This window comes from Acidobacteriota bacterium (assembly GCA_016715115.1).
Lineage (GTDB): Bacteria > Acidobacteriota > Blastocatellia > Pyrinomonadales > Pyrinomonadaceae > JAFDVJ01.
Genome location: JADKBM010000011.1, coordinates 479724 through 506066, shown reverse-complemented (window position 1 = coordinate 506066; position 26343 = coordinate 479724). Strand labels below are relative to the sequence as shown.

General features: G+C 55.1%; 19 protein-coding genes and 1 tRNA gene. 9 read left to right on the top strand and 11 right to left on the bottom strand.

Annotated elements, in window-relative coordinates; genetic code table 11:
* Nucleotides 1-189: 189 nt before the first annotated feature.
* Entirely contained in the window at nucleotides 190-1911 is a 1722-nt protein-coding gene (locus IPN69_10920; protein MBK8811226.1) for a S41 family peptidase, read from the top strand.
* A 139-nt stretch (nucleotides 1912-2050) separates the two neighbouring features.
* On the opposite strand, the gene IPN69_10915 is transcribed toward IPN69_10920, so the two are convergent.
* Nucleotides 2051-2218 carry a hypothetical protein gene (locus IPN69_10915; protein ID MBK8811225.1) on the bottom strand — a complete coding sequence of 56 codons (168 nt, stop codon included), beginning with the start codon at nucleotides 2216-2218 and terminating at the stop codon, nucleotides 2051-2053.
* Nucleotides 2219-3087: 869 nt separating this feature from the next.
* On the bottom strand, nucleotides 3088-4506 hold the full coding sequence (locus IPN69_10910; protein MBK8811224.1) for a M20/M25/M40 family metallo-hydrolase: 1419 nt from the start codon (nucleotides 4504-4506) through the stop codon (nucleotides 3088-3090).
* A gap of 163 nt (nucleotides 4507-4669) precedes the next feature.
* Here IPN69_10910 and IPN69_10905 point away from each other — a divergent pair, with 163 nt between their 5' ends.
* Both IPN69_10905 and IPN69_10900 read left to right on the top strand, forming a co-directional pair.
* Nucleotides 4670-6733: a S9 family peptidase gene (locus tag IPN69_10905; protein MBK8811223.1), complete on the top strand. Its 2064-nt coding sequence runs from the start codon at nucleotides 4670-4672 to the stop codon at nucleotides 6731-6733.
* 75 nt (nucleotides 6734-6808) lie between these two features.
* Nucleotides 6809-8491 carry a hypothetical protein gene (locus IPN69_10900; protein ID MBK8811222.1) on the top strand — a complete coding sequence of 561 codons (1683 nt, stop codon included), beginning with the start codon at nucleotides 6809-6811 and terminating at the stop codon, nucleotides 8489-8491.
* Nucleotides 8492-9032: 541 nt separating this feature from the next.
* On the opposite strand, the gene IPN69_10895 is transcribed toward IPN69_10900, so the two are convergent.
* From IPN69_10895 to cyoE, 3 genes are read right to left on the bottom strand one after another with little or no spacing between them, the layout of a single operon-like run.
* A complete protein-coding gene (locus IPN69_10895) occupies nucleotides 9033-9575 on the bottom strand; it encodes a DUF420 domain-containing protein (GenBank protein ID MBK8811221.1) in 543 nt (180 codons plus the stop codon).
* Between the two features lie 8 nt (nucleotides 9576-9583).
* The gene (locus IPN69_10890) at nucleotides 9584-10276 is read right to left on the bottom strand and encodes a heme-copper oxidase subunit III (GenBank protein MBK8811220.1); all 693 of its coding nucleotides are present in this window, start codon (nucleotides 10274-10276) and stop codon (nucleotides 9584-9586) included.
* 3 nt (nucleotides 10277-10279) lie between these two features.
* Entirely contained in the window at nucleotides 10280-11182 is a 903-nt protein-coding gene (cyoE, locus tag IPN69_10885; protein MBK8811219.1) for a protoheme IX farnesyltransferase, read from the bottom strand.
* A 203-nt stretch (nucleotides 11183-11385) separates the two neighbouring features.
* Between cyoE and IPN69_10880 the strand changes: the two genes are divergently transcribed.
* The 3 genes from IPN69_10880 (at nucleotide 11386) to IPN69_10870 (ending at nucleotide 15893) form a co-directional block, all read left to right on the top strand.
* On the top strand, nucleotides 11386-13002 hold the full coding sequence (locus IPN69_10880; protein ID MBK8811218.1) for a cytochrome c biogenesis protein ResB: 1617 nt from the start codon (nucleotides 11386-11388) through the stop codon (nucleotides 13000-13002).
* A 21-nt stretch (nucleotides 13003-13023) separates the two neighbouring features.
* A complete protein-coding gene (gene ccsA, locus IPN69_10875) occupies nucleotides 13024-14658 on the top strand; it encodes a cytochrome c biogenesis protein CcsA (GenBank protein MBK8811217.1) in 1635 nt (544 codons plus the stop codon).
* An 857-nt stretch (nucleotides 14659-15515) separates the two neighbouring features.
* Complete coding sequence (locus IPN69_10870) at nucleotides 15516-15893, top strand: GxxExxY protein (GenBank protein ID MBK8811216.1); 378 nt, start codon at nucleotides 15516-15518, stop codon at nucleotides 15891-15893.
* A gap of 145 nt (nucleotides 15894-16038) precedes the next feature.
* Here the strand turns inward: IPN69_10870 and IPN69_10865 are convergent, their stop codons facing one another.
* Genes IPN69_10865 through IPN69_10855 form a run of 3 tightly spaced genes read right to left on the bottom strand, consistent with a single transcriptional unit; the run spans nucleotide 16039 to nucleotide 21143 of the window.
* Nucleotides 16039-17067 (bottom strand): hypothetical protein, encoded by a 1029-nt coding sequence (locus IPN69_10865; GenBank protein MBK8811215.1) that lies wholly within the window; start codon nucleotides 17065-17067, stop codon nucleotides 16039-16041.
* A 2-nt stretch (nucleotides 17068-17069) separates the two neighbouring features.
* Entirely contained in the window at nucleotides 17070-17528 is a 459-nt protein-coding gene (locus IPN69_10860; protein ID MBK8811214.1) for a GNAT family N-acetyltransferase, read from the bottom strand.
* Nucleotides 17529-17588: 60 nt separating this feature from the next.
* Complete coding sequence (locus IPN69_10855; GenBank protein MBK8811213.1) at nucleotides 17589-21143, bottom strand: hypothetical protein; 3555 nt, start codon at nucleotides 21141-21143, stop codon at nucleotides 17589-17591.
* Between the two features lie 244 nt (nucleotides 21144-21387).
* Here IPN69_10855 and IPN69_10850 point away from each other — a divergent pair, with 244 nt between their 5' ends.
* The gene (locus IPN69_10850) at nucleotides 21388-22557 is read left to right on the top strand and encodes a M48 family metalloprotease (protein ID MBK8811212.1); all 1170 of its coding nucleotides are present in this window, start codon (nucleotides 21388-21390) and stop codon (nucleotides 22555-22557) included.
* Nucleotides 22558-22668: 111 nt separating this feature from the next.
* On the opposite strand, the gene IPN69_10845 is transcribed toward IPN69_10850, so the two are convergent.
* Entirely contained in the window at nucleotides 22669-23706 is a 1038-nt protein-coding gene (locus IPN69_10845; GenBank protein ID MBK8811211.1) for a gluconolaconase, read from the bottom strand.
* Nucleotides 23707-23839: 133 nt separating this feature from the next.
* Between IPN69_10845 and IPN69_10840 the strand changes: the two genes are divergently transcribed.
* Nucleotides 23840-24268: a cytochrome c gene (locus IPN69_10840; GenBank protein MBK8811210.1), complete on the top strand. Its 429-nt coding sequence runs from the start codon at nucleotides 23840-23842 to the stop codon at nucleotides 24266-24268.
* On the opposite strand, the gene IPN69_10835 is transcribed toward IPN69_10840, so the two are convergent.
* On the bottom strand, nucleotides 24234-24704 hold the full coding sequence (locus IPN69_10835; GenBank protein ID MBK8811209.1) for a hypothetical protein: 471 nt from the start codon (nucleotides 24702-24704) through the stop codon (nucleotides 24234-24236). The two genes, IPN69_10840 and IPN69_10835, sit on opposite strands and share 35 nt — an antisense overlap.
* Nucleotides 24705-24712: 8 nt before the next feature.
* Between IPN69_10835 and IPN69_10830 the strand changes: the two genes are divergently transcribed.
* Nucleotides 24713-24789 (top strand) — tRNA-Arg (locus IPN69_10830).
* 264 nt (nucleotides 24790-25053) lie between these two features.
* On the opposite strand, the gene IPN69_10825 is transcribed toward IPN69_10830, so the two are convergent.
* Entirely contained in the window at nucleotides 25054-26250 is a 1197-nt protein-coding gene (locus IPN69_10825) for an ROK family transcriptional regulator (protein MBK8811208.1), read from the bottom strand.
* Nucleotides 26251-26343: the final 93 nt, after the last annotated feature.

The following is a 26343-nucleotide window of genomic DNA, read 5'->3' as shown; positions in this document are numbered from 1 at the left end:
ATCCGATTTTCGCGATCGAAACTCCCTTCAACGGGCGCAGACGATCCGAAGTAACCGTTTGCGCCGGCAAAAAAGTTGCACCGGCCCAGCTTCTAGCATGCAACTCTTTTCATCGCTTTTTCTTCCAACAGATGTTATCATTTTTTGCTAACTTTTGTAGTTCCCAGGGTAAATCAGGAGATTTTAGTAGTGAAAGGAAATTCGACTCTGCCAAGTGTCTTCATTCTCTTCGTTTTCTCAATTTCAAACGTTTTTGGACAAACCGGCGCGGTTACGAAAGTCAATCCGCGGCCGATCGAAGAATCGAAGACGGCGGCCAAGACGGTCAAACCGGTGACGGTCGAGAATATCGAAGCCGACTTTTCCGAAGCGCTTTCGATCATCGAGGCGAACCACGTCGACGGCAAGAAACTCGATTACAACGACGTTTTCAAATCGACCATCGATTCGATGCTGCACACGCTTGACCCGCATTCGAATTACTTCGACGCGAAGGAAAGCGAACAGTTTCGAACCGATCAGAGCTCGCGTTATTTCGGGATCGGCGCGACGATCGGTGATCTGACCGATGGCGACGGCAAGATCGTCGCGACATTCATCAAGGCGACCTTCGAGGGCGCTCCGGCACACCGCGCCGGGTTGCGTTACGGCGACAAGATCGTCGAGGTCAACGGCGTCTCGATGCTTGGAAAGCCTTTCAACGAAGTCCGCACCTTCCTGCGCGGCCCACGCGGAACACTGGCAAAGATGGTCGTTGAGAAATACGGAACGGGCAAACGAGAGACCGTCGAGATCATCCGCGACGCGGTGCCGCAGCCTTCGATCTCGGAAGCATATATGATCCGGCCGGGCGTCGGTTATATGAATCTGTCGGGCGGCTTCAATCAAACGACGTTCAACGAGTTTCGCGAAGCGATGCAGGACCTCAAATCCCGCGGAATGACGCAGCTTGTGCTCGATCTTAGAAACAACGGCGGCGGACTTGTCAATCAGGCTTACCGGATCGCGAACGCGTTTCTCGGCAAGGGCCAGACGGTTTTCACGCAAAAATCGCGCAACAACGGAATCGACACATACCCGTCGGAGAATTCGAACCCGGACGATTCGACGGTGGTTTTGCTCGTCAACCGAAATTCAGCGTCGGCCTCGGAGATCCTCGCCGGCGCGCTGCAGGACCACGACCGCGCCCTGATCGTCGGGGAAAACACGTTCGGCAAGGGGTTGGTGCAGAATCCGTTTCCGCTCGAATACGGTTCGATGCTTCTTCTGACGATCGCCAAATACGAAACGCCCGCGGGCCGCTTGATCCAGCGCGATTACTCCGATGGAAGTCTTTACGATTATTACACCAACGGCGGTACGTTTCGTGAGGAAAAGACGCCGGTCGCGCCGAAGGGAGAAGAACGAAAGACCGATTCGGGCCGGCTCGTCTACGGCGGCGGCGGAATTCTGCCGGACGTCGAGGTCAAAGCGGCGACGATCTCAGGCGACAAGGCTATCGTCCAACAGAAACTGATCAATCCCATACTTTTGTTCTCGTTCGAACTGGCGCACGGGAAACTGCCTGGATTCGAGGCCCTTAAGATCGACAAGCCGATCCAGTTCAATTACGAGATCACGCCGAAGGATTTCGTCATCACCGATTCGCTTCTTCAAGCGTTCAAGAGGTTCGCGTTTGAAAAGTACAAGATCGCGCCGACGGTTGTCGATAAAGAGAAGCAGTTCGTCGAACGCACGATCAGATCCGAGCTCGTCACGGCGGCGTACGGGTCGAATGCATCCTTTCAGGTTTTCAATGAATACGACAATCAGCTCCTTCGCGCCATCGAGCTGATGCCGAAGGCGAAGCAGCTTGCGTCGGAAGGCAAAAAAGCGAACGAGAAGAAGCAGAGCGTCAACACCGAACAATGAGTCTTGATGCGGAAAAAGGAAAAACGGGGCCGAATCGAATTTCGGCCCCGTTTTCATTTCACCGCGCAAATCGAATTCGACGGGAGTTGATCGTCAGAGCGCGAGACGCTGAGGTTGTCCGCATCAGAAGCGTGAACAACTAAGAGATCAGCCAGCGAACGAGAAAGTAGATGCCGGCCACAGCTCCAGCGACCAGCAAAACCAGCCCAAGGATCAGCGCGGCGATGACGAACTTGAACTTTCGGTATCGATTCTCGTCCGGCGGCGAGAGTTGGTTCTGCGGAAAGTACGGCGGTGGTCTGTTCATATTAAGAAACTAGCACTCGGGACAATCGTTCGGCAAGTCCGCAGGAATTTGGGAATTTCAGAATTCCGAGGTCCGGATTTGAGATTCGGGAACTTTGAAAAACCTGCTTGATCGAAGCGACAGGCTGTTCTTGACACAGTTGGACACGGATGGGTCGGGATGAAAACGATGATTTGAGACCAATTCGGCGCCATTACGGTCGAAAAGACATATGATCTTATCCCGCCGATCCGCGTTAATCTGTGGTTAAACGCCGCCGATTTCCTTCAACCTATTTCGGACTTTCGCGTCGGGCGGTCGCGGCAACGCGCCAACCCGACGATCAGCGAGTCAGTACCGCCTGCGTTAGCGGGCGGGCAACCGCGGCCGCACGACGCCTAAGTCCTAACTCGGGCGCTTGGAAAAACCGACATCAAGGAAGCAAATCGCGTTTCCTACAGAACACAGATTTGCGGGATGGAGCGGATTTGTTTCAACCCAAATTACGTAATTGAAAATTTCTTTCCCGCATCACGCCAAAAATGCGAAAAATGCGATTTTTGATGTTGTTTTTCGCGTATTTCGCGTATTTCGCGGGAGATTGCTTTTGATGAGTAATCCGGGTTCATCTGTGTCAAGAACGACCTGTCTCTTCAATCGATCAGGTTTTTCCAAGTTCAAAATTCAGGCTCCCGATTCAAGAATCCGGGATTCAGGATTCAGGATTCAGGAATCGGGATTTCAGGATATTCGATGTGCCAGAATCCAGGGCTAGCTCCCAAATCCCTGCCCGCCCGCTAACGCAGGCGGTACTGACTTGCCGCAAATCGCAAATATCGCAATCCAAAATCCAAATTCTAAAATCCAAAATCAAAAATCCAAAATCGAATTCACCTTGGCAGCGGTTGCTCGAGATTTGCCAAACCGTAAGCCAGAACCGCCATCAGTGAACAGTTTTCGGCGAGTTCCTTCGGATTTACCTTGTCGAAAGTGTCGGCTGCGGTGTGATGATAGTTGAAGTATGTCCGCGTATCGAACCACGGCCCGAATGACGGAACGCCTTTCGCCGTCAGCGTGCTGATATCCGAACTCGCGCTCGGCTGCCGGTCGATCAGGCCCGCGCCTTGATCGTTCAGGATTCTTGCCAGCGGCTGCAGAAACGGCATTGCCTCGTTCTTGCCGGCGAAGATGAACCCGATCGGATGACTTGCTCCGAGATCGCCTTCAATTGCCGCAAAATGCTTCGCGATGTCCGCCTCCTTCGCGTACGTTTCGGCGCCGACGAAGCCGTTTTCCTCGTTCATAAACGCGACCACGCGGATCGTCCGCTTCGGTCGGAGCTTGAGCTGCTGCAGAATGTACGGGACCTGCATCGCCATCGCGACGCCGACCGCGTCGTCAAGCGCGCCGGTCCCAAGATCCCACGAGTCGAGATGACCTCCGACGACAACGATCTCGTCCGGCTTTTCGCTGCCCCTGTAATCCGCGAGCACGTTGTAACTCGTCGTATCGGGCAGTTTCTTCGGCGTCAAGAGCATCCGCATCCGAACCTTGCCCATTGCCGCGAGTTGCGCGATCGTTTCGGCATCTTCGTACGGAACCGCTGCTGCCGGGATCTTCGGCACCGACTCGTCATAACGCATCGCGCCGGTATGGGCCAAACGATTCTGCGATCCGCCGGCCGATCGAACAAGCACTCCGACTGCCCCGAGTTTCGCCGCCGCTATTGCTCCGCCGCCGCGATAGGCGGCCACCTGACCGTACGCCGCACCGGCCTCGTTTCGTTCCGCCAACCCCTTGTCGAACTTGACGTTAAAAAGAACTATTTTCCCTTCGACGGCCGTTCGTCCCAGTTTTTCGAGCTCTTCGAAACTGCCGACAACGACGACCTCGGCGACCATTCCCGAATCGGGCGTCGCGACGCTACCGCCGAGCGCCGTCATAACGATCCTCTGCGTCGATTGAGGCGCCATTCCCTCAAACTCGACGAGTTCTCCCTTTTCCTCGCCGCGAACCCAATGCGGAACGGTGAGTTTCTGAATCGTGACCGTCAAACCAAGTTTGCGCATCTCATCGGCAACATATTGAACCGCGCGCTCCGCCTGCGCCGAACCGGTCAGGCGCGGGCCGATATTGTTGGTCAAATAGGCGGTCTGCTTATAGGCGTAGTCGCTCGCGAGCGAGGTACGCTGCAGCACACGAAGTTCCGACAATGCCGCCTCGGAGTAGATCGCGGGCGTGGGCGCCGCCTGCTGGGCCAACCCCTGCAGCGAAAAAACAACAATCAATAGAAAGGCCTTGAATTTCATAGCCAACATCATAGCGGAGAAGCCTGGAGTTCCAAAACTGTCCCGAGGTGTTCAAAAAGTTGGGTTTAGGTTCAGCCAGAGGCGCGCCGCGACTCGCGGCGCGGCGTTTGACTGTGAGATAATCGGGAGCGGAATTCTAAATTAAACTTCGGGGAAATAACGTATGAAACGAATCCTTTTCTTCTTCGCGATAGTCGCGTTTTGCTTCGCCGGCATCAGCGCGCAGACATTCAACTTCGATACGATGGTAAAGCAGCGGCGCGTTGGCGATCCGCAGCTTTCTCCGGACGGCCGAACGGTCGCGTTCACGATCGGCGACGTTGACAAGGCCGCGAACAAGTCCCTGACACATATCTATACCGTGTCGGTCGATGGCGGGACGCCGCGCCAGATCACCAAGGGCGACAAATCGAATTCGAGCCCGCGTTGGTCGCCCGACGGCAAGAAGATCGCATTCACCACCGGCGGACAGATCTGGACGATGGATCCCGACGGTGACGACCGCAAGCAGATCACGAAGATCTCGACCGGCGCCGGCGGACCTGTCTGGTCGCCGGACGGCAAGTGGATCGCGTTTTCATCGGAGGTCTATCCGGAATGTCCGGACGACAAATGCAACGCCGCCGAAGACGAGCGCGTATCGAACAGCAAGGTCAAGGCGATCGTCACCGACCGTTTGCTTTACCGCCATTGGGTGGAATGGCGCGACCGTAAACGGACGCACGTTTTTGTCGTTTCAAGCAGCGGCGGAGTTGCGGATGATATGACTCCGGACGATTTCGACTCGCCGCCATATGCCGCCGCGACGGGTGGCGACTATTCCTTCTCGCCGAACTCGCAGGAGATCGCCGTTCTTCGCAACCCCGACAAGATCGAGGCGATCTCGACCAACAGCGACATTTATCTCGTCCGGCTTCCGACTTACTCGCGCAAACCGACGGCCAAGCAATGGGCCGACGGCGACGTCAAGAACATCACCGTCGCGAACCGCGGTTACGACGTTTCCCCGATGTATACCCCGGACGATAAGTACATCCTTTTCCGTTCCCAGGCGCGCGAGGGATTCGAGGCCGACCGTTGGCGGGTGATGCGTTACGACCGGGCTTCAGGCGAGACGCGCGAGCTGACAGTCGGATTTGACCAGCAGGCCGATGAAGTAACGCTGTCGCCGGATGGCAAGACGGTTTACTTTACGGCCAACACACGCGGCAAAGAGCCGATCTACTCTGTTCCGCTGGAACCGGATTTCCGTCTACGCATCGCGACCCACGTCAAGATGGTCCGTGCCGACGGCTATTTCTCCGGTCTTTCGGTAACCAACGACGGCCGTTCGTTCATTGCGCTTTCGAGTTCGATGACCCGACCGGCAGAGATCTATCGCGTTTCGGCCACGGGCGGCGAGATGACGAGTCTCAGCAACGCGAATCAGGATCTCGGATTAATGAAGGCGGAAGAGACCGAATGGCGCGGCGCACTCGGCGCAAAGGTCCACGGTTGGATCGTCAAGCCGAAGGATTTCGACTCGACGAAGAAGTATCCGATGATCGTCCTAATCCACGGCGGACCGCAAGGCGCCTGGAACGACAACTGGGGATATCGCTGGAACCCGCAGATCTATGCCAACGCCGGTTATGTGGTCTTTATGCCCAATCCGCGCGGCTCGACCGGTTACGGTCAGAAGTTCGTCGACGAGATCTCGGGCGATTGGGGCGGCAAGGCGTACGTCGACATTATGAACGGCGTTGCCGAGGTGATAAAGCGCCCGTACGTCGACAAAAACCGCATTGGCGGTGCCGGCGCAAGTTACGGCGGCTATATGGTGGACTGGATCCTCGGACACAACACCGACGTTCGATTCAAGTTCAAAGCGCTCGTTTCGCATGCCGGCGTTTACAATCTCGAAAGTATGGCGGGTGCCACCGAAGAGTTGTGGTTCGTGAACTGGGAATTCAAGGGGATGCCCTGGCAGAATCGTGCAAATTACGAACGTTGGTCGCCGCATCGCTTTGCCGCGAATTTCAAAACTCCGACCCTCGTCACGGCCGGCGAACTCGACTATCGCGTTCCGGTCGATCAGTCGTACCAGCTTTTCACGGCGCTCCAACTCAACAAGGTGCCTTCGAAACTGGTCGTCTTTCCGGACGAGGGCCACTGGATCCTGAAGCCGCAAAACTCCGAACTCTGGCACAAGACGGTTCTCGGGTGGTTTGACGCACAGCTTCGCTGATGTTTTTCGCTGACAATTCCGGCGTGCGCCCGAATCTGAGGTTTTTGATTCCGGCGCACGTCGTCTTTTTGCAAAATGACTGACCTTTTTTCAAAACGGTTCGCCGCCGGCGCGCTCTTGCTGATCGCGTTGCTTGCCGCGATCCCGGCTTTATCGCAGGTTCCAAAACCTGATTTCAACCGCGTCCGGACGATCGACGTCGAAAACTATACTATCCGGACTAGTTTCGATCGCCGCAAGAAGACCGTCAACGGAGATACGACCGTCACCTTCCGCCCGCTCAGCGACGAATTCCGGACACTCGAACTCGACGCCGTCGGACTTCGCTTTGAGAATGTCGAAATCGTTCCTGGCGGCGGAAGCTTGGACTTTCGGACAACGCCGAATTCCGTGATCGTGACCCTCGACCGTCCGCGCGGCAAGGGCGAGAAGATCAGTGTCCGCTTCAAGTATTCCGCCAATCCGGCAAAGGGCGTCTATTTCGTCGACTCGAAACGCGATGGCTCGAAGTTGATCCGGGACGCGCAGATCTGGACGCAAGGCGAACCCGAAGAGACCCGTTACTGGATCCCGTCGTATGACTTTCCGGATGACAAGGCGACAACGGAACAGTTCATCACCGTCGATCGCGGTGAAACCGCGATCGCAAACGGCGAACTGGTCGGGGTAAATGAGAGCGGCCGTCAAACGACATTTCACTTCAAGATGGCCCAGCCGCATTCGATCTATCTGACGTCGTTCGTCGTCGGCAAATACGTCAAGATCACGGGCCGCTATAAGGATATTCCGCTTGCCTTTTATGTCTATCCCGGAAAGGAATCGGCGGCGCGGGACGTGCTCGCGAAAACGCCGGAAATGATGCGTATCTACGAAGAACTCACCGGAATTGGTTATCCGTACAACAAATATGATCAAATCGTCGTCGCCGATTTCAAGTTCGGCGGAATGGAGAACATCACCGCGACGACGCTCTCGGATGACGACGTCTTTCTCATCGAACAACCTTGGGGAAAGAACATCGTCGAGGATCTGGTTTCTCACGAACTCGCTCATTCGTGGTTCGGGAATCTTCTCACCTGTCGGAATTGGGCCGAACTCTGGCTCAACGAGAGCTTCGCGACCTTTATGGAGGCCGCCTACCGCGAGAAGAAATACGGCCGGTCGGATTATCTGCGCAAGATCCGGCAAGACGCCGACGAGTACTTTGCCGAAAACGCACGGCTCAAACGAAAGAGAGGCCTTTTCAATCAACTCGCGAAACCGGACGATTCGATTTTCGATGCGGTCACGTATCAAAAAGGCGGCGCGGTTCTCCACACTCTGCGCGAATACGTCGGCGACGAGATCTTTTGGCAATCCGTCAAAACCTATCTCAAGCGCCATAAATGGCAGAATGTCGAAACCGAGGACCTGAAGCGCGTTTTTGAGGAAGTTTCAGGTCGCGACCTCGGCCGCTTTTTCGAGCAATGGGTCTATGCCGCACGGCATCCGATCCTAAGATACGTGCGAACTTACGACGAGGGGGCGGGAACCCTGACCCTCGACGTCGAGCAAACACAGATCGTCGACGAAGTGTCGCCGGAGCCTTACGAGTTCGACGTCAATATCGACTTCGCGGAGGGAAACGCCCGTCGGTCCGAAAAACTGTCTATCAACAAGCGTCAGCAGAGTTTCACGTTCAAGGTGGCATCGAAGCCCGGCAAAATCCTCTTCGACCCTGAACTGAAGGTTCCGCTCCTGCAGGTTCGAGAGAAATAAAGGCTGTGAGAGCCGGTTTCGGGATCGCAATGAACCCGGTTGCGCTGCGATAGTTGTTTCAACGATCGCCCGCGAAATGCTCGAAAGAGTGCTGCGAATCGCCGAAATGCGGCGATTCATAAGTAATTCGGAAACAATTCGTGCTATCGTATTTCTCGACGAAAAGGTCGAAACGAACCTGATTTGAGGCCGTTTGAAACAAAAAAAGTTCCGTCGAATGACGGAACTTTTTTCTCTTTGAGAAGACGGACGTCTGTTTGATTCGTTGAAAAAATCAAAGGCACGAAGCACTTGGAAAATCGTACCTAAACAGGCAAATCTTTTTCGTAGCTTCTTCGCCCACCTACGAGGTTAGCTGTCGGGCTAGGAATGAAGAAGTTTCCCCGCATTCACGTGAATGCCTCGCCCCGTGTCCCGCAAAAGCGAAACGTTTGGTTCCCCCGCGCCGCAAAACAAAAAAAAACGGCTTCGGCGTCTCAATTTTCAACAAAGGCAATATAGCATTCAACCACTCGAAAAATCAAGGGTTTGCAAAAATATTTTACGCCGCCGGATAAAAACGGTAAACGAAGAGGTAGACCAGAACACCCGTGGCGGCCACATAGAGCCAGATCGGATAGGCGAATCGCGCGACCCTCCGATGATCATCGAAGCGTCCGTTCGCCGCAAAATACATCGCCCGCAGAACCAGCGGCAGGACGACGAGCGAAAGCGCGACGTGGGAAATCAGCGTGAAAAAATAAACATAGCGCACAAAGCCTTCGCCGTTGAAACGGTTCGACGGGTTCGTCAGATGATAGATGACGTAACAGACGAGAAACACTCCGCCAAGTCCGAATGAGAGCGACATCATCGCTTGATGCAGTTTTATCTTCTTGAGTTTTATGAAGATCAGCCCAAACACCAGAAGCGCGGTGGTGATCGAATTGATGGTCCCGATAACGTGCGGCAGCCCCTTGGTCCAAGCGCCGAGATCGACTTTTTGGGGCAATCCAAGCAGTATCGCGACCACGACCGGAACGATGACCGAGATCACGTTGATTATCAGATTCGACTGTTTCCGAGCCGCCGATAGAGTTTCCATAAAAACCTTTACTTCCAGAACCCGAGAAGCAGGAACAGAACGATCCAAAGGACGCCCATAAAATGCCAATACCAGCCGACGGCGCCGGCGATGTCCGTCACGCGTTCGACTGCCGCCTCAAACCGTCGGCGATCCCACGTCATCAGCACGACGTAACCGAGCGCAATGATCCCGCCCGCGACGTGTGCGGCGTGGAGCGCGGTCAGGATATAAAAGAACCCGGCGTACGGGTTGCTCTGAACGAATATGCCGAGTTTGACGAGTTCGAACCAGGCAAGGATCTGGGACGAAATGAACATCGCCCCGAGGATCGTCGTCGCGACGAGCCACTTCTTTGCCCTGTCCTGATTTTGCCGTCGAACGGCGCGCTCCGCCGCGACATATGTAACGCTCGATCCAATGATGATCGCGGTGCTTATCCAGACCTGTATCGGTAGATCGAAGGGGTTCCATTCGAGGACGCCGTTCGTCGCGATAACGACATAAGCGCTGATCACTCCGCCGAAGGTCATCAGAACCACGAGCATCAGGAACCAGGTCAGGATGCGCGGTTTGGAAAAACTCTTCTCGTATTCGGATTCTTCGACAGATTCAGGCCGGTCATCCGGACCGCGATCGCCCGAATCGTAAGAGCCCGGCCCGCCGCTCGAGATCGCGCGTCCGGGAACGCCCGTTCCCAACGTATTTTGCTTGGTGACCATAGACTATTGCCGGTTCAGAACCATCAAGGCGAAGATCAGCGGAAGATAAATCACCGAAACCAAAAGGAGACGCCGAGCCTTGGCAACCGATTTCGTGCGCGCCATATCAACGCTTGCCCAGAGAAACCAAATCCCGAGGAGCGACGCGCCGATAAGATAATAGACTCCCGCCAGCCCGATGAAAAACGGCGTCAAGCTGATCGGCAGAAGCATCAGCGTGAAGACCACGATCTGTCGCGCCGTCACGCGCCCGTCGCGCTCGACGACCGGCAGCATTAGAATTCCCGCCTTCGCATATTGATCCTTGTACATCCAGGCGATCGCCAGAAAATGTGGGAACTGCCATAGAAACAGAAGCGTAAACAACGTCCAGGCCGCGAGCGTAATATTGTCCGCGGCCGACGTCCAGCCCATCAATGGCGGCATCGCTCCCGGAATCGCGCCAATCGCGGTCGAGGCCGATGTCCGCGTCTTGAGCGGCGTATAGAGCAGAACGTATCCGACGATGACGACGAGTCCGAGAATCGCCGTCAAACCGTTTACCAGGATCCAGAGATAAAGTTCGGCCGTCGCGCATTGCGCCAAGCCGAAAACAAGCGCCTCGTTCGGAGATATCTTGCTTGTCGGCAAGGGACGCTTTGCGGTCCGGTCCATCAACGCATCGGTTCGACGTTCCAGATATTGATTCAAGGTCGCGACCCCGAACGCGAGAAGCGTGATCCCGATGACCGAATTTGTGAAGAGCACGAAGTCGAACCCGCCCGAACTGCCGAGATAAAATCCGGCGGCGGACGTCAGCACGAGCATGAATGCGATCCGCGGTTTCGTCAGTTCGAAATACGCCGCGAGTTTTTCACGCAAACCATATGACTTTGCGTCCTCAAGTTCTGCACCTATCGTTTCCATTTATTTACTTCGTGACAGTTTTATTCAATCAAGAATAACTTTTCGATTGGATTTTTCCAAACTCGTTCTAGTAGCAATATTGATTAATCATCTAAGGCGGACTAATTACTCCGTATGTGACAAAAGGTCCTCGCTGGGCTATCATTTCGATAAAAGGATAAGGCGGGATCAACTTCATACGGTCCCGCGGGATTTTACAAATAATGTCGTCAGCAGAAGAAACGATCAAACCAGAAGGTGTTTCCAAAGAGAAATCAACTTCCGTCGTCAACAGTTCGTTGGATTTCCTGAGTTCGGTGCGCTTCGGCGTTGTCGTGCTCTGCATTCTAGTTTTTCTGTCGATCCTGGGAATGGTCATCATCCAGCAGAACGTCCAGGGATTCGACGCCTATTATGCGACTCGTACACCGGCCGAGAAAATGGTGATGGGAGCGCTCAGCCTGTTCGACATCTACTACAGCTGGTACTACAACGTACTCCTGTTGCTGCTTTCGCTGAACATCGTTCTGGCTTCGATCGATCGTTTCCCGGGGGCCTGGTCGTACATTGCCGATGCCAAAAAGACGGCGACAAAAAAATGGTTGTTGAACCAGAAGCAGAACGCCGTTGTGAACGTCAATGGATCCGCCGAAGCGGACGTCGCGCACGATATTCGCAAGGTTTTCGAGAAAGAAGGCTGGAAAACGACGGTCACCGAGGATGAAGTTTCGAGCTACGCCACCGACGAGACAGGGAAAAAGGACTTCAGTCGCATCGAAAAACAGAACTTCTTTTATGTCTTCGGCGAGAAAGGGCGATTCAACCGCATCGGAGCCTATATCGTCCACGTCTTTTTGCTGATTCTCTTTCTTGGCCACTTCGTCGCGCACCAATTCGGATTTGACGCCGATGTGCGGCTGACGCCCGACACGAATCCCCAGGTACTGAGCGATTTCAACCTGGTACAGAAATCGAACACGATCCAGCTGATCAAATTCAAGCTCGACAAACAGGAACGGTTCAACGTCGAACTTCCCTTCACAATCACGTGTCTCGAGATCGAGCAACGCCTGATCGACACCGGCGGACAGATCGAGATCAACAACACGATGGACTGGCGAACGAGGATCAAGATCGACGACCCCGGCTACGGTGAGACGATCGCCGACGTGAGTTTGAACAATCCGTACACTTACCGCGGCTACCGTTTTTTTCAGGCTAGCGCGATCACCATCGGCAGCGCGAGTTCGATGACCTTCCAGCTGACGCCCGAAGACGCGAATGAACAGCCGGTAACGCTGACTCTCAAGCGAAACGAGTCGGCGGTCCTGCCGAACGGGACAAAGGTCGAATACGAGAATTTTTTGCCGGATTTCGTGATGCGTGGCAACCAATTCACGACGCAGAGCGCCGAATACAATAATCCGGTCGCGGTTTTGCGCGTCACCACGCCGGCCAAGGCGGACAAGCCTGAAGAAACGATCAAGGTGTTCGCGTTTGCGAACAAACTTCCCGACAACGCCCCGGTCGCCGCGCCGAAAGCCGGCTATCGTTGGCATATGTCTCAGTACACGAAGTCACCGCTGGCGCACGTTCTTTCGATCAAATACGATCCGTTCAACGCCGCGTTCATCGCTTGGTACATCGGCGGCTTCGGACTTATGGGCGCGCTGATGTTCGTCTTCTTCACTTCGCACCGACGCATTTGGGCGATGGTCGAGAAGAAATCGGACGGAAAGTTCGAAGTGGTGTTCGGCGGCGATGCAAACCGCAATCATTTGGCGTTCGAGGACAAGTTCCGCTTGTTGGTCGAACGATTTTCATCAAATTCAAACAAGTAACCTAAAGCAAGGGGTAAATTTATGGAAGAAGCAACGAGATTACATGGCGAAGCCTTTACGACGCGGGAATTGTCGGACTCGATAGACTCCGCGAGTTGGAAGTCATTCATACCGGCGATCTTCGCGATCGTCGGATCGTTCCTGATGGTTGGCTTGCGGGTCCAGATCGGATCCGGCTTTGTTTCCGATACGGCGCTGATGATGCTCGCGCTCGCGTGCTACATTCTCGGCGCGCTTTTCGAATTGACGAACCTTTACGCGCCGTCGGGTATGGCGAAACGGATCGGTTTGTGGGGAGCGACACTCGGAGTTTTCTTCAACTTGTCGAGTTGGCTCGTTCGTTGGGTGAACGCGTACGACTTTGAACTCATTCAGCTTCAGCAGAGCGGGAATATGGTGAAACCTTGGATCTTCAGGTATATCCCGTTCGCCAATCTTTACGATCTGAGCATCGCCTTCGCGTTCGGCGCCGGCATCACGACACTGTTGCTGATCCATCGCAAGAACTTTCAGTTTTTGAGCGCCTTCACGCTGCCGTTAGCAGCATTGATCCTGACGCTGGCGCGTTTCATCGGCGGCGAACACTCGAATCTGATGCCGATCCTTGATTCATATTGGCGTCCGATCCACGTCGGCGTCGCATCGCTGAGTTACGGCATCGCGCTCGTCTGCTTTGCGATCGCTGTCATCTATCTGCTCAAGGACAATGTCAAGGTTGAGGGAATGGCGATCTGGGCGAGCATCTTCGCGCTCTGTGTTTTCGCGTCGCTTAGCGGATTTTCGATCTTTACCGAGGGTGTCTATCGTGCCGGCACGTTTATGCCGAACCCGATGGGCGGAAAGCCTTTCAACGCGTTTTTCCGCGTCGAGATCCCGTATGTCGGTTGGGCACTGGTCGGAGCGGGTGTTTTACTGGTCGGGGCGATCGCGCTGTTCCTGGCATATCTTTACAAATCCGACGAGACGGCAAAAAAATTCGGGCACATACTGCTCAAACTCTCGCTCGTCGCGCAAATCCTGGCGGTTGTCTTCTGGGTTAGCGGCGTGAAGGCGGCATCGGACGTCCCGGCGCGGCTCCAAACGCAGCTCGAAGCGAACGTTTCGCAATACGTCGGCGTGGGACGCGAACTTGCGTCGCGTGAAAATCTCTCGGCCCAGGAGTTCGCGGCCATCACGCCGAAGCAACTCGAAGCCGCCGGGCGCCAGTTTTTCCAGAGCAACGGGAGCAAGCTTTTCACGAGTTTGAATACGAACCCGGTTGAGTTCGCGGGACTGCTGACGGCGCTCGCCGGAACGTTCTTTGTCATCTTGTTCTCCTTCCGCACGGAGACGATCCGTGAACGGCTCCCGAGTCTCGACGCGCTCGACAGCCTGATGTACAAGACGGCCTGTCTCGCCTTCGCGGGACTCGCGATGCTGCTCATCACGGGCGCGATCTGGGCAAACGAGTCATGGGGAAGGCCTTGGGGCTTTGACTCTAAGGAAACCGGTGCTCTCGTCGCGTGGCTGACTTATGCGGCGTTCTTGCACACTCGGATTTCCCGTGGCTGGCGCGGCCGAAGCTCGGCGTATTTCGCGATCGTCGGATTCCTGCTCGTGATCTTTACCTATCTCGGGGTCAGTTATCTGCTGCCGGGACTTCACAGTTACGCGTAGGATTCGTTTGATCAAAAGGAAAAGTCCGGTAAGGAATGAATTCATTTCTCACCGGACTTCCCTCTTTCTAAAGGACATCACGTCTTACAAACGAGCTTATTTCTTCGTGTGAACCTCGTGTGCCTTCGCGGATGATAGAACCGGCATTTATTGAACCACGAAGCGACACGAAGATCACACGAAGAATTTTTTGGCTGATTCGTCTACCCGCCGGGCTTGTCCGCGATCTGCGGTTTTTGCTATGCCTTCGTGTGCCTTCGCGGATGATAGAACCGGCATTTATTGAACCACGAAGCGACACGAAGATCACACGAAGAATTTTTTGGCTGATTCGTCTACCCGCCGGGCTTGTCCGCGATCTGCGGTTTTTATGCCTTTCGTGCCTTCGCGGATGATAGAACCGGCATTTATTGAACCACGAGCGACACGAAGATCACACGAAGAATCTTTGGCGTTCGTCTACCCGCCGGGCTGTCCGCGATCTGGTTTTTGCCTTTGTGCCTTCGCGGATGATGGAATCGGCATTTATTGAACCACGAAGCGAAACGAAGATCACACGAAGAATCTTTTGCCTGACCCGTTTCCACGCCGTGCGTGTCCGCGATCTGCGGTTTTTGCTATGCCTTCATGTGAACTTCGTGTGCCTTCCCGGATGATAGAACCGGCATTTATTGAACCACGAAGCGACACGAAGATCACACGAAGAATCTTTTGCCTGACCCGTTTCCACGCCGTGCGTGTCCGCGATTTGCCGTTTTTGGTCTTCCTTTTCGTGTGAACTTCGTGTATCTTCGTGGATAAACTAGGCTCCAACCTCAAACAGCGGAGCAAATTCTTACAATCAGGAGACTCACAAAATGGATAAACTTCTCTATCGCGAAGAGGTATATGCGATCGTCGGCGCCGCGATCGAGGTTCACCGCGAACTTGGAAACGGATTTCTCGAACCTGTTTATCAGGAATCGCTTCAACTCGAACTCGCCTCTCGCTCAATCGATTTTGACCCAAAACGGAAGCTCGAACTGTTTTACAAAAATCAGCTTCTCGAGAAAGAATACATCCCGGACTTTGTCTGCGATGACAAGATCATCGTCGAAATCAAAGCGCTTTCACAACTGACGTCGATTGAGACCGCCCAAATCATCAACTATCTCAAGGCAACAAAACTCCGGGTCGGTCTTTTGATCAACTTCGGCAGCAAGGGACGCCTTGAATGGCAGCGTTATGTTCTGTAACCGCAAAGCCACGCTAAGTTCAGACGCACTTCCATTTCCCGGTTTCCAATTGAGCGACGCAACCGAGCGTTTTCGGTGTTGATTTTCAGCCGGTCGGCAGGTACCAAATCCCGCGTCGCCTCGAAACCGGGTGAGACTTGAGTCGTCATTCGATCGTCATCTTGGCGACGTCGAGGATCGAATATCGGCCGATCGAGCCGTCTTTGTGGATGATCGTCAGAATTCCCTTGTCGACGCTCACCTTCACAACATCGCTCATCGGGCGCTCGATCCGGGCGCCGTCCTTAAAGAGAACGATCAGGCGAATGCTCTCAAGCGGATTCGGTTCTTTGGGAGTCTCAACCGCTTTTGGAACGACCTTGGCCGGAGTCTTTGTCCGCGGCGTTTTGGGTTTGACGGTCGCCGTCGTCTTTGGCGACGCTTCCTTCGGCAACTTATCGGTGACGACAACTTCAGGCTTCGCGGACGGTTCGGCGTCGGGGAGTTTCTCGGTCTTGGCTTCGGCCGGAGATTTCGTTTCCGTTTCCTGTGGCCTGACATCGGTCTTTGCGGATTGATCGTCCGCTTTCTTGGACGGCTTTTCGATCTTGCGCTCGACCGGTTTCGGCGTCGGCTTTGGCCTGACGGCGACGATCGTCCCGACCGAATTCACGGTGACGTCGGAATCGCTCTTCGACTTAACTTCGGGATCCTTCGGGTCGTCGGTCAAGGCGATGTCGTTCGACGGCGCGAAACTTCCGGCAAACTTCAAGCGATATGTCGCCGGTTCGTCATTCGGCGTCCGTCCTTCGACTCGCAGAATCAGTTTCTGTGATTGGCGCAGATAGATCACGCGGCCCGTTTCGTTGTCCGAAGCGTCCGAATAAACGACGATCTTCGTCAGCGGCTTGAGAGTATCGGCCGTAAAGACATCGATGTCGCCGTCGAAGTTCTTCGTCACGACATTGATGAAGATATCGCCCTGATTTCCGTTGAATGCATAAAAATGCGTCGTCAAACGCGCATCCCCGATGTCACGCGCCGGAATCGATCCGCTGACTTCATTGGCCCTCAGCGGAGTCGGAAAACTCTGATTTCCGGATTGCCCCAAAACCACCGGACACAAGATCAGAAACGCACAAATGATCCCAAAGACAAATGCAATTCCCGAGTTTGGGTTTCGTCGCTTTTTCATCGTCAGTCGAGTTCCTTTCGAAGATGGACCAGTTGGGAAGTGACTTCGTAGCCGAGTTTCAGATGCGCTTGCAGACTGAGATCGTTGCCGACCTCGGAATCGGACGCCATTTCGGTGCAACCCTTCCCGCGCGCCCAGCTTTCGGCGGCGCTGACAAGTTCTCGCCCGACGCCGCTCAAGCGATGCTCCGGCTCGACAAACCAACCCTCGAGATACCCGACATGATCGGTTTCGCAGTCTTCGACAAACGGTCTGATGCTCGCTTCGAGAAATCCCCCGAGACGTCCGTCATCTACCTCGCAGACGACGACGAACTGCGAATCGGAGTGCTCGTAAATCTCGAGCATTTCGCTCTTGTGATCCTCCTCCGACAATTCGTCCCAGAGATTCCGCCGCAGACGAAGCCACTCGGAGAGATCCGATTCCTTGAACGGGCGCACGGTGTAGGGGTGGTCGGCCATTGTCTGCGATGATTCTAGCAATCTTCGCGGTTTACGCCAAACTGTTTGCCTTCGCGCGCGTCAGATCTTGACCAGCGCCGGCAGATCCGGAATCTCGTTGAGCCAATTGCGTGTGATCTCGGCCAGTTCGTCGCGGCTGACATAGTCGCTCGTTGCCGGGAATGAGGATCTGTAGAGCAGCGTTGTCGGGATCTTTTCGAAAACCTTCTGAAGAATTATCAGTTCGGCATTGTTCAAGGGCGGAATCTCCTGGCCGGCGGCAAAAACCTTCAAGAGCCTGTCCGCGGCGATCGCGTATTCGCCGTCAAAGTCTTTTTTGGCGAAATGCGAGATCAATTGAACGATGTTCTCGCGTAGCAGCAGCAATATCTTCCGGAAACTCGCACGCGCTCCGGCGATAGTCTCCTCCAGTTTTTGCGGAAGTCGCTCCCACTCGCGAATCTGCGCGAGATTGAACGAACAGGCGCAAAACGGATGCGTCTTGAGCATATCGCGGACGCTGAAACGGCAATCGAGTTCGCGAAACTGCCGGCAAATCTCCTGCGCCTGACGCCAGTAATGATTCGGGAACACGGGGAGTTTTGAAAGGTTCTCGAATTCCCACCAATCGTCGCCGCGCATTATCTCGTCGAACCGTTCCTGAAGATGATGCGATTTCATCACCATATCGTGCTTGCTCGCGAAATGTTCGGAGTACCGGGTGTGAAACGACTGCCAAAAGTTTTCCATTTCGCGGTTCACGAGTTGGTTCGGATTGTTGATCGTTTCACCGATCACCGCCAGTAGCTTTTCACGGAAGAATTCGATCTTTTCATCCTCGGTGGTTTCGCAAACTGCCACATAGGACCAGATCTCCTCGCGGCGTTTCGTGCCGCTGATAAAATCCTCAAGAACCACCAGATCCTGAGTCCGTGCGAAGAACTCTTCCTCGGAATCGGTAAACGCATCGGCGGTTCGCTGAAGTCCGTCGTCAAGCGTGATCGAGCCTTCAATGACCGCCGTAACCGACCGTGCGACCGAGCCGAAACTCTTCTCCGCGAGGACCGAAAGCCGCCAGATTCGCGTGTTAAGGATCTCGTCGGGAAGTTCTTCGAAACGGTCGAGCAACCTTGCCGACTGCCAGTCGGCGAGCCAGACCTTGAGCGCATCGACGGCGACGGCTCGATCTGCCTGATCCTCGATCGAGCGAATCCGATCGTTGGTCGTGACGAGTTTCGCCCATTTTGTCAGTCGTTCGGATGTGTACGCGACCCCGGACGGCTTGGCGATACCCTCGATGTCGTCCCAGATGATCCTCAGATCGAGCGAACGCCGGTTGATGCGGTCGCCTTTGGTCGTTACGAATTCGATCTTGCGGTTGGCGACGAGCGCGGCCAGAACCAGATGCTGCGCCTCGCGCACAAGTCCGATGGGCGGGCGTTTGAGCGTTTCGTAGATCGATCTCAGCAGAACCGTTTCGTTTCCGGCGTCTTCGACGAGTTCCAGCACTTGCCTCGCGAGCGGCAATCCGAGAATCGCGTCCTCCGTCTCCGGAACGAACTGCGATCCGCGCTCGGTCACCAATCCGAGCGGGTAAGCGAATACTTCGGCAAGGTGCTGAACCTCCGGCAGATTCTGACGGGCGCCGCTGAAAAGATCGTGAACCAGCGATGAGACCTCGGTCATCCCGAGCGTTTGGGTGAAACGCGGATGCGCCGGAAACTCCAGTTCGAACAGCGGTTCGAGCATTTCCGAGAAGATCTCCGTCAGCGCTCCGGCGTTTCGCGCCGTCTCCGTGAAATTGTAGTCCAGCCCTTGAATTACAAGCTTGCCATCCTCAAGGAAGATACGTTTCCAGATCTTCTCAACCGCGTGGCTATGCGAATGACCGACGGTTCGGAGTTGGTCTCCGTAAGATTCTCGCAACGCCCGGTCGTTAAGAAGAACGAAATACCGTTGGATCGTCTCGATCTCGTCCGGACGCAACGGCGCGTGCTGCCAGTAAACTTCGGGAATCGATTTGCCGGATGCCACGGCCGGGATCGGCGAATTCTCGGCGGTAATGAAAACGATCCAGTCGATGAATTCCGAGTTCAACGGCAGTGCGTCGGCTGCCGCCCCGGGATGGTCGATGTTCCAGCAGATCCGACCGCGGCGCAAGCCTCCGCGCCAGGCGATCTGGGCATCGGTCCAGTTCACCGTCTTGAGTCCCGGATCCTCGTTGAATGTCCAGTCCGAGAAACTTTCGCGCGCGACTTTGCGGAGGATCTGCGGAACCACGTCGGTCGCGATTGTCGCCACGGCGTCGGCCAGCGCGTTGTTGAGATCGTCGGTGACGCTGACCTTGAGGCTGTAACGGACCTCGCGTCCGTCGTCGGCCTTTCTTTGGATCCGCTCCGGAAGCACCGAAACGAATTTCTCGAGCAGATCTTCAACGGCTTTTGAACTTGAGAGCGGATTCGATTCGTCAAAGATAAGCATCGCCGCGCTGATCTCACCCGCCGTCGTGCCGTTTCCGTCGAGCGACAGCAGCAGCAGGCCTTTCAAGATCAATTTCGCCTGCAGTCGCTGCATCACCGGAATGTGCGCTACGACCTCCGCATTCAGTTTGTCGTACGCGGCGAACGCGTCGTTCAGGTCATCGACCTTGCGCAGATCGGACTCGGCGCAATCGAATACTTCGTCGAGGGCGATCAGCGAATTGGCGGGACGGCCGAGGACACGGTTTCCGGCTTCGGAGGCGAATCCGAGAAGCGCGAATTCCGGCGCGTAGAATCTGATGTACGGCGAGACTTCGAGAATGATCGGATGAAGCGGATAGAGCGCGCTGAAGCGTTGTTCGCTCCAGCGAAAATGGGGCAGCACCTCGCGGAAGTAACCGTAGATATCGTGGATCAACGACTGCGTCTGCCGGGTCTTCGGAAAAACGTGCGTATCGACGATCCGGTAAAGGTGCTCCTGGTCGAGATAGTCGATGGCGAACGACCTCGAGATCGCGAGATTGACGCCATCGGCGCCGGCGATGTCGTCGTCGAGCGCGACGCCGACGAAGATGTTGAGATTCTTGCAATGTGTGGCGATCGAACCGAGTATCTCGCCATCATTCCGCGCAACGCGTGCCGAGCGCTCGAGAGCGGTGTCGATGATCAGGATGAACGGCATTTCAACCGACTTTTCGGCGGCCATCGATAGGAGTTCGAAAAGATCCTGTGAAACCTCGTTGGCCGGAACCGAGAACGTCGCCGCGATCGCTGCGCGCAGTTCGTCAAGCAGCGTCGCGGCAGTTCCGCGCTTGACGAAAGTCACCGGATAGCGGCGGCGCTTGAGCCTTTGCGTGCTCGCCGAAACGTGGTGGTTCGAAATGCGTGAACGCAGTTCGGGTTGGCCGAGGATCGCTCCGAGAGTTGCCAGAAAATGACTCTTGCCGACGCCGCGATAGCCCGCAAGCGCGAGTGAATGCCCGCCTTCGGGCTGGACGTCCGATACGCGGTCGAGCCACTTCGACATCATATCGGCGGTCGTGTCGGTAAACTGATAGGCAGTCAGGGTTTCGGCCGGGTCCTTGAAGAAATCCTGCAAGCTTCTGAAGTTTCTGACCTCGACTAAATCCTTGACCTTTTCATTGATCCGTTTCATCTGATTCTGACGGTTGGCGCGGAATGGGTATAGCAAAAGCGGGGCCGAAAAAGAGTTCGGCATTAATACTCTAGCAGTTTTTTTGGTTTTAACAAACAGTTTTAACAATCATTCATTGATTTTTTTCTGATCAGGCACCGCATTTGCCAACTTCCGCAGTCGCACGTGCATCAAAGAGGCATTGATTTCAGACCGACGAAAACGTTAGAATTCGTAATCTGCCAAAGATCAAGGAGCAAGGAATATGCAAACAACATTGACCCGGAAGCTTGGAGCGTTTTTTCTGCTGATCGCGTTCTTGATGAGCGCGACCGCGTTTGTGCCGTTGACGGTCAACGCCCAAACCACGGATGACAAAACGTCCAAGGACGGCAAGAAAGAAAAGAAGCCGACGCCGACGCCGCAGACCGACGGGAAAAAGCCGCTCTCGACGAACGAGAATCCGGAAATGATCGGAAAACGCAATATCAACGGCGGCGGGGACAAGTTTTGGGGTTGGCTCGGCGGATCGCAGGAAAAGGAAGTGCAGATCGGACGGCAGCTCGCGCTTGAAGTCGAACAATCCGCGAAGATGATCGAAGACGACATGGTGACCGAATACGTCAATCGCGTCGGGCAAAACATCGTCCTTCATTCGGATGCGAAGATCCCGTTCACGATCAAGGTCATCGACAGCGACGAAGTCAACGCGTTCGCGCTTCCCGGCGGGTTCTTTTTCGTCAACAAGGGTTTGATCCTCGCGGCGGACAATGAATCGGAATTAGCCGGCGTGATGGCGCACGAGATCGCGCATGTCGCCGCGCGTCACGCGATGGAGAACGCCGGCAAAGGCCAATTCATCGGCTACGGAATCCTCGCCGGCATCATCTTTACGGGCGGCATCGCCGGTTCGATCCTTCAGAACACGGCCGGAATCGCGCAGGCGCTCGCGTTCTTCAAATTCAGTCGCGGGGCGGAAGAAGAGGCTGACAAACTCGGCGTCCAGTATCTTTATGCCGCGGGCTATGATCCGCAGGCAATGGCATCGATGTTCGAAAAACTCGCTTCGCAGAACCGCAAAAAGCAGAACGCGCTTTCGAAGCTGTTTTCGACGCACCCGCAGTCGGTCGAGCGGCGTGACGCCAGCCTATTGCTGCTCGGACGGTTCCCGGAAAAAGAAGAATACATAATCAGCACGTCCGAATTTCAGCGCGTCAAGGCCCATCTGATGAGGCTTTCGAACATCAAGGCGGGGGTCAACGTCGATGTTGACGACACCGAGGTCAACAAGCCGACACTTAAACGCCGTCAGCCCGACCAGGACTCGCCGTCGACGACGACGCCCGGCGACAACCCCGACAAACAGGAAGGCCCGCCGCAACTGAAGAAGCGAACCGAACCTACCCCGATCCCGACCCCGACCCCGGATCAGTAATTCCGGGAGAACTTGTAGGTTTCGACCGATTGGAAAGCGTCAATCAAAAAAGTAAGCAGGCCGCGCATCAAGCGCCGCCTGCTTCTTTTTTCCCTTTGCTTTTCCCCTTTTTCACTTTTCCGCTTTCAAAAGCGTTCCCCTAATGCCGACCGGCAGTCTGTAAACCGCTAGATTTGTAGCGACCAGCATTTCGCCTTTCCTTGTAAAGCAAAGTCCGACGACGTTGTTGCCGGCAACAAAGACCTCTGCGGATTCGCCGGCTTCGGTGATCTTGACGATCCCGCGCCTACCGCCGAGGCACGCCGCGACGTAGAGATCGCCGTGCTCATCGAAGGCCAGGCCTTGCGGACGTCCGAGTCCCCGGAAATACTTGGTTTCGAAACCGCTTGACTCGACCGCGTAAACCGCGTCGAAACTCGACAGGCCCGGTGCCGTGACATATAGCCGCCCGTCGATTCCGAAAGCCATATGATATGCCGCGACGGATGATTCGAGCGTCGCGAAGACCTCCGGATTTCCGAAATCGGAGACGCGATAGATGGTTCCGGCGCGGTCGCCGACGTACATCGTTCCGGCCTGATCGAACGCGAGTCCGGTTGCGGTTCCAAGTCCGGTCGAAAACGTGACGATCTCTTCATCGCGAACCACACGGCAGACTTCCCCATCGGCGCGGTTCGTGACGAACATATCTCCTTTGGCGTCAAACGCGACGGACGTCGGGTTCAAAACGTCGGCGGCCATATCGGATATGAACCCGTCGGAATCGAGCCTGAACAACGTCACCGGAAGTTGCTGCCCTCGTGAACCCGACCGTGTCACGATCAACGCGTCGTCCTTCGGGTCGACCGCCGGATTGGCGACGATATGCATCTCGTCAACCAGTTTCGTCCCGACAGTCATCGAAACCGGGGCGCTCCGGTCGCCGCCTGACTCGAGGCGGACGGAAACGTCCGTCGACGTCAGCCCCTCGGGTACGGAGACGATCAAACGGCGCGACGATGCCGCCAGAATTCTCCCGGCAATATCGTCGAAATAGACGGCGCGGTCGCCGGCCTCGTCGATTTGAAAATCAGCGCAGTCGATGACGATTTCGCCATTCGGGATCGCGCACTTCGGACTAATTGAGATTATTTCCCCAGCTTTGTTCATGATTTTATGAGTTGTCCGTATCGTATAATTTTCGGCCCGCAAAAACAAACAAACAGCGGCCACCGGATTTTGCGTTCTCGCCCTCGCTGGGCTAAACTCTTTGAAACTTTGAACTAACTTTGGAGAAATTATGATGAAATTTGCGAAACTTCTGTTTGTAACCGTGGCGTTTGCGATTCTTGTTGCCGCGTGCGGCAACACGGCGAACAACTCGACGACTTCGACGACCAACACGGCGAAGAACACCGCCCCCAGCGCATCCCCGACCGCGGCGGTGCCGACCCCGGATGAACTCGCCGCCGCCAAAAAGATCTTTTCCGAAAAGTGCGTCGGATGTCATAAAGAAAACGGCACCGGCGGCGAAAAAGACGTCGACGGCGTTAAGATCAAGGTCCCCGATCTGACGTCCGAGAAGATGAAGAACGAGCCCGACAACGATTTTATCGACATCATCAACAACGGCGACAAGGAAGAAGGAATGCCGGCCTTCAAAGGCAAGATATCAGAACAGGAGATCAAGGATCTCGTCAAGCTGATCCGCAAAGAGATCCAGAAGAAATAGAGGGGCTTTCGATTTGGGATTTGGGATTTGGGACTTGGGATTTGGGATTTGGGATTTGGGATTTGGGATTTGGGATTTGGGATTTGGGATTTGGGACTTGGGATTTGGGACTTGGGACTTGGGATTTGGGACTTGGGATTTGGGACTTGGGATTTGGGATTTGGGACTTGGGATTTTGGATTTTGGAATTCGAGTTCGATCTTAAATCTGGAATCTCGAATTTGGAATCCGGAATTTGGAATCTGGAATATCTGGAATCTCGAATTTGGAATCTGGAATCTGGAATCTGGAATCTGGAATCTCGAATCTGGAATCTCGAATCTGGAATCTCGAATCTGGAATCTCGAATCTGGAATCTCGAATCTGGAATCTCGAATCTGGAATCTCGAATTTGGAATCTGGAATTGCATTCGCCTCCCCAACCGACTAAAATCAAACCCGTGTGCACCTGTAGCTCAGCTGGATAGAGTATCTGGCTTCGAACCAGAGGGTCGCAGGTTCGAATCCTGCCGGGTGTACCAAAATTTTCAGTTAACCAGAAAAGGTGAGCCCCAAGCGGTTTGCCTTTTTTCTTGCTCGCAATGCGGAACCCAGCACGGAGTATGGGGGTACGGCCGCAGAGCGGTTGCGGGCCGTGGGCATACGCCGAGATGGTCCGTTTCGGCGCGGGCTACGTGCGAACCGTGCCCAAGCGCGCCGACCGCTCTGCGGCCGTACCGCCTTACTTCATGCGGGTTTCTGCATTCTCACGACCGTAACCCCTTACTCCGTGCTGGGTTCTGCATTTAGTTGATGTGAAACGATCCGAATTTGTTGGCGAGGACCAGGCTGATCGCGCCCATCAGGGTTGGGTAGGTGCCGAGCGTCGAAGGGATGATGTTGACCGACGGGTATCCCTGGCACATTCCGCCCTCGGCTCCTCTCTGGATATCGTCGGAGATAAGCGACCAGGCCCTGACGATCGTGCCGATGACGATCGTCACTTCGGGCGACAATCCCTGAACGAGATTCGAGATTCCGACGCCGATATAGTGCGCCGTTTCCTTCAAAGCCTTGACCGCGTTCTCGTTTCCGGCCAGCGCCAGGCCGACAAGCTGCTCGAAGATGATCTTGGCGTCGCCGTTGACGCATCCCTGCAGTTTCTCGTATCGTGCAAGCGCCGAACGTTCCGACGCGAATGCCTCCCAGCATTCGTAACGACCCGCGGCGCACGCGACGGGCGCGTTGCTGCCGATCGTCATATGCCCGAACTCGCCGGCGACGCCGCCTCGGCCGCGATAGATCTGGCCATCGATGACGATTCCGGTACCGATACCGCGATGGATCAAAACCACCGCAAAATCGCGCACGTTGCTGATCTCGGGACGTCCGAGCCAAAGTTCCGCAAGCGCCGCGGCGTTCGTGTCGTTCTCGACCAAGACGGGCAAACCGGTGGCTTCGCGGATACGTTCGGCAATCGTCGGATAATGCCATTCAAGATGCGGAACGTTAATGACGCTGCCGTGCCAGGATTCGACGAGTCCCGGGACGGCGATGCCGATCGCCTCGATCGCGCCGCCGCCCTGTTGAATGAAATACTTGGTGTTCTCGATGATGCGTTCGATCATCCGGTCTTCATCGAGATCGGTCGGAAACGCGCGCGTCTCAAGTAGGCGGCCGCTGAGATCGCTGGTGCCGATCGTCGTGATCTTACGGCCGAGGTCGATGCCGATCGCGACCGGCTTGAACGTTTTCAACGAGAGAAGTTGCGGCGGCCGCCCTCCCGAAGACTCGCCTTCGGTTTCTTCGATCAAGTCGGCTTTGAGGAGTTCATCGACAATCAGAGAGACGGTTGACCGCTGCAACTCGGTGATCGCGGCGATATCCGCTCGCGAGACCGAACCGTTCTCGCGAATGTAGTTGAGGATGATCTGACGATTGATGTCGCGTATCGTATTCGACCTGGCGACATTAATGCTGGTTAAGTTAATTCGTCTTGCCATAGGCATTCGTTATGGTTCGAGCCGACGCCCAATTATACGGATTTTCGGATTCTTGCTCAAGATTCGCGGAGTGGGCATTTATCTCGGATTCCG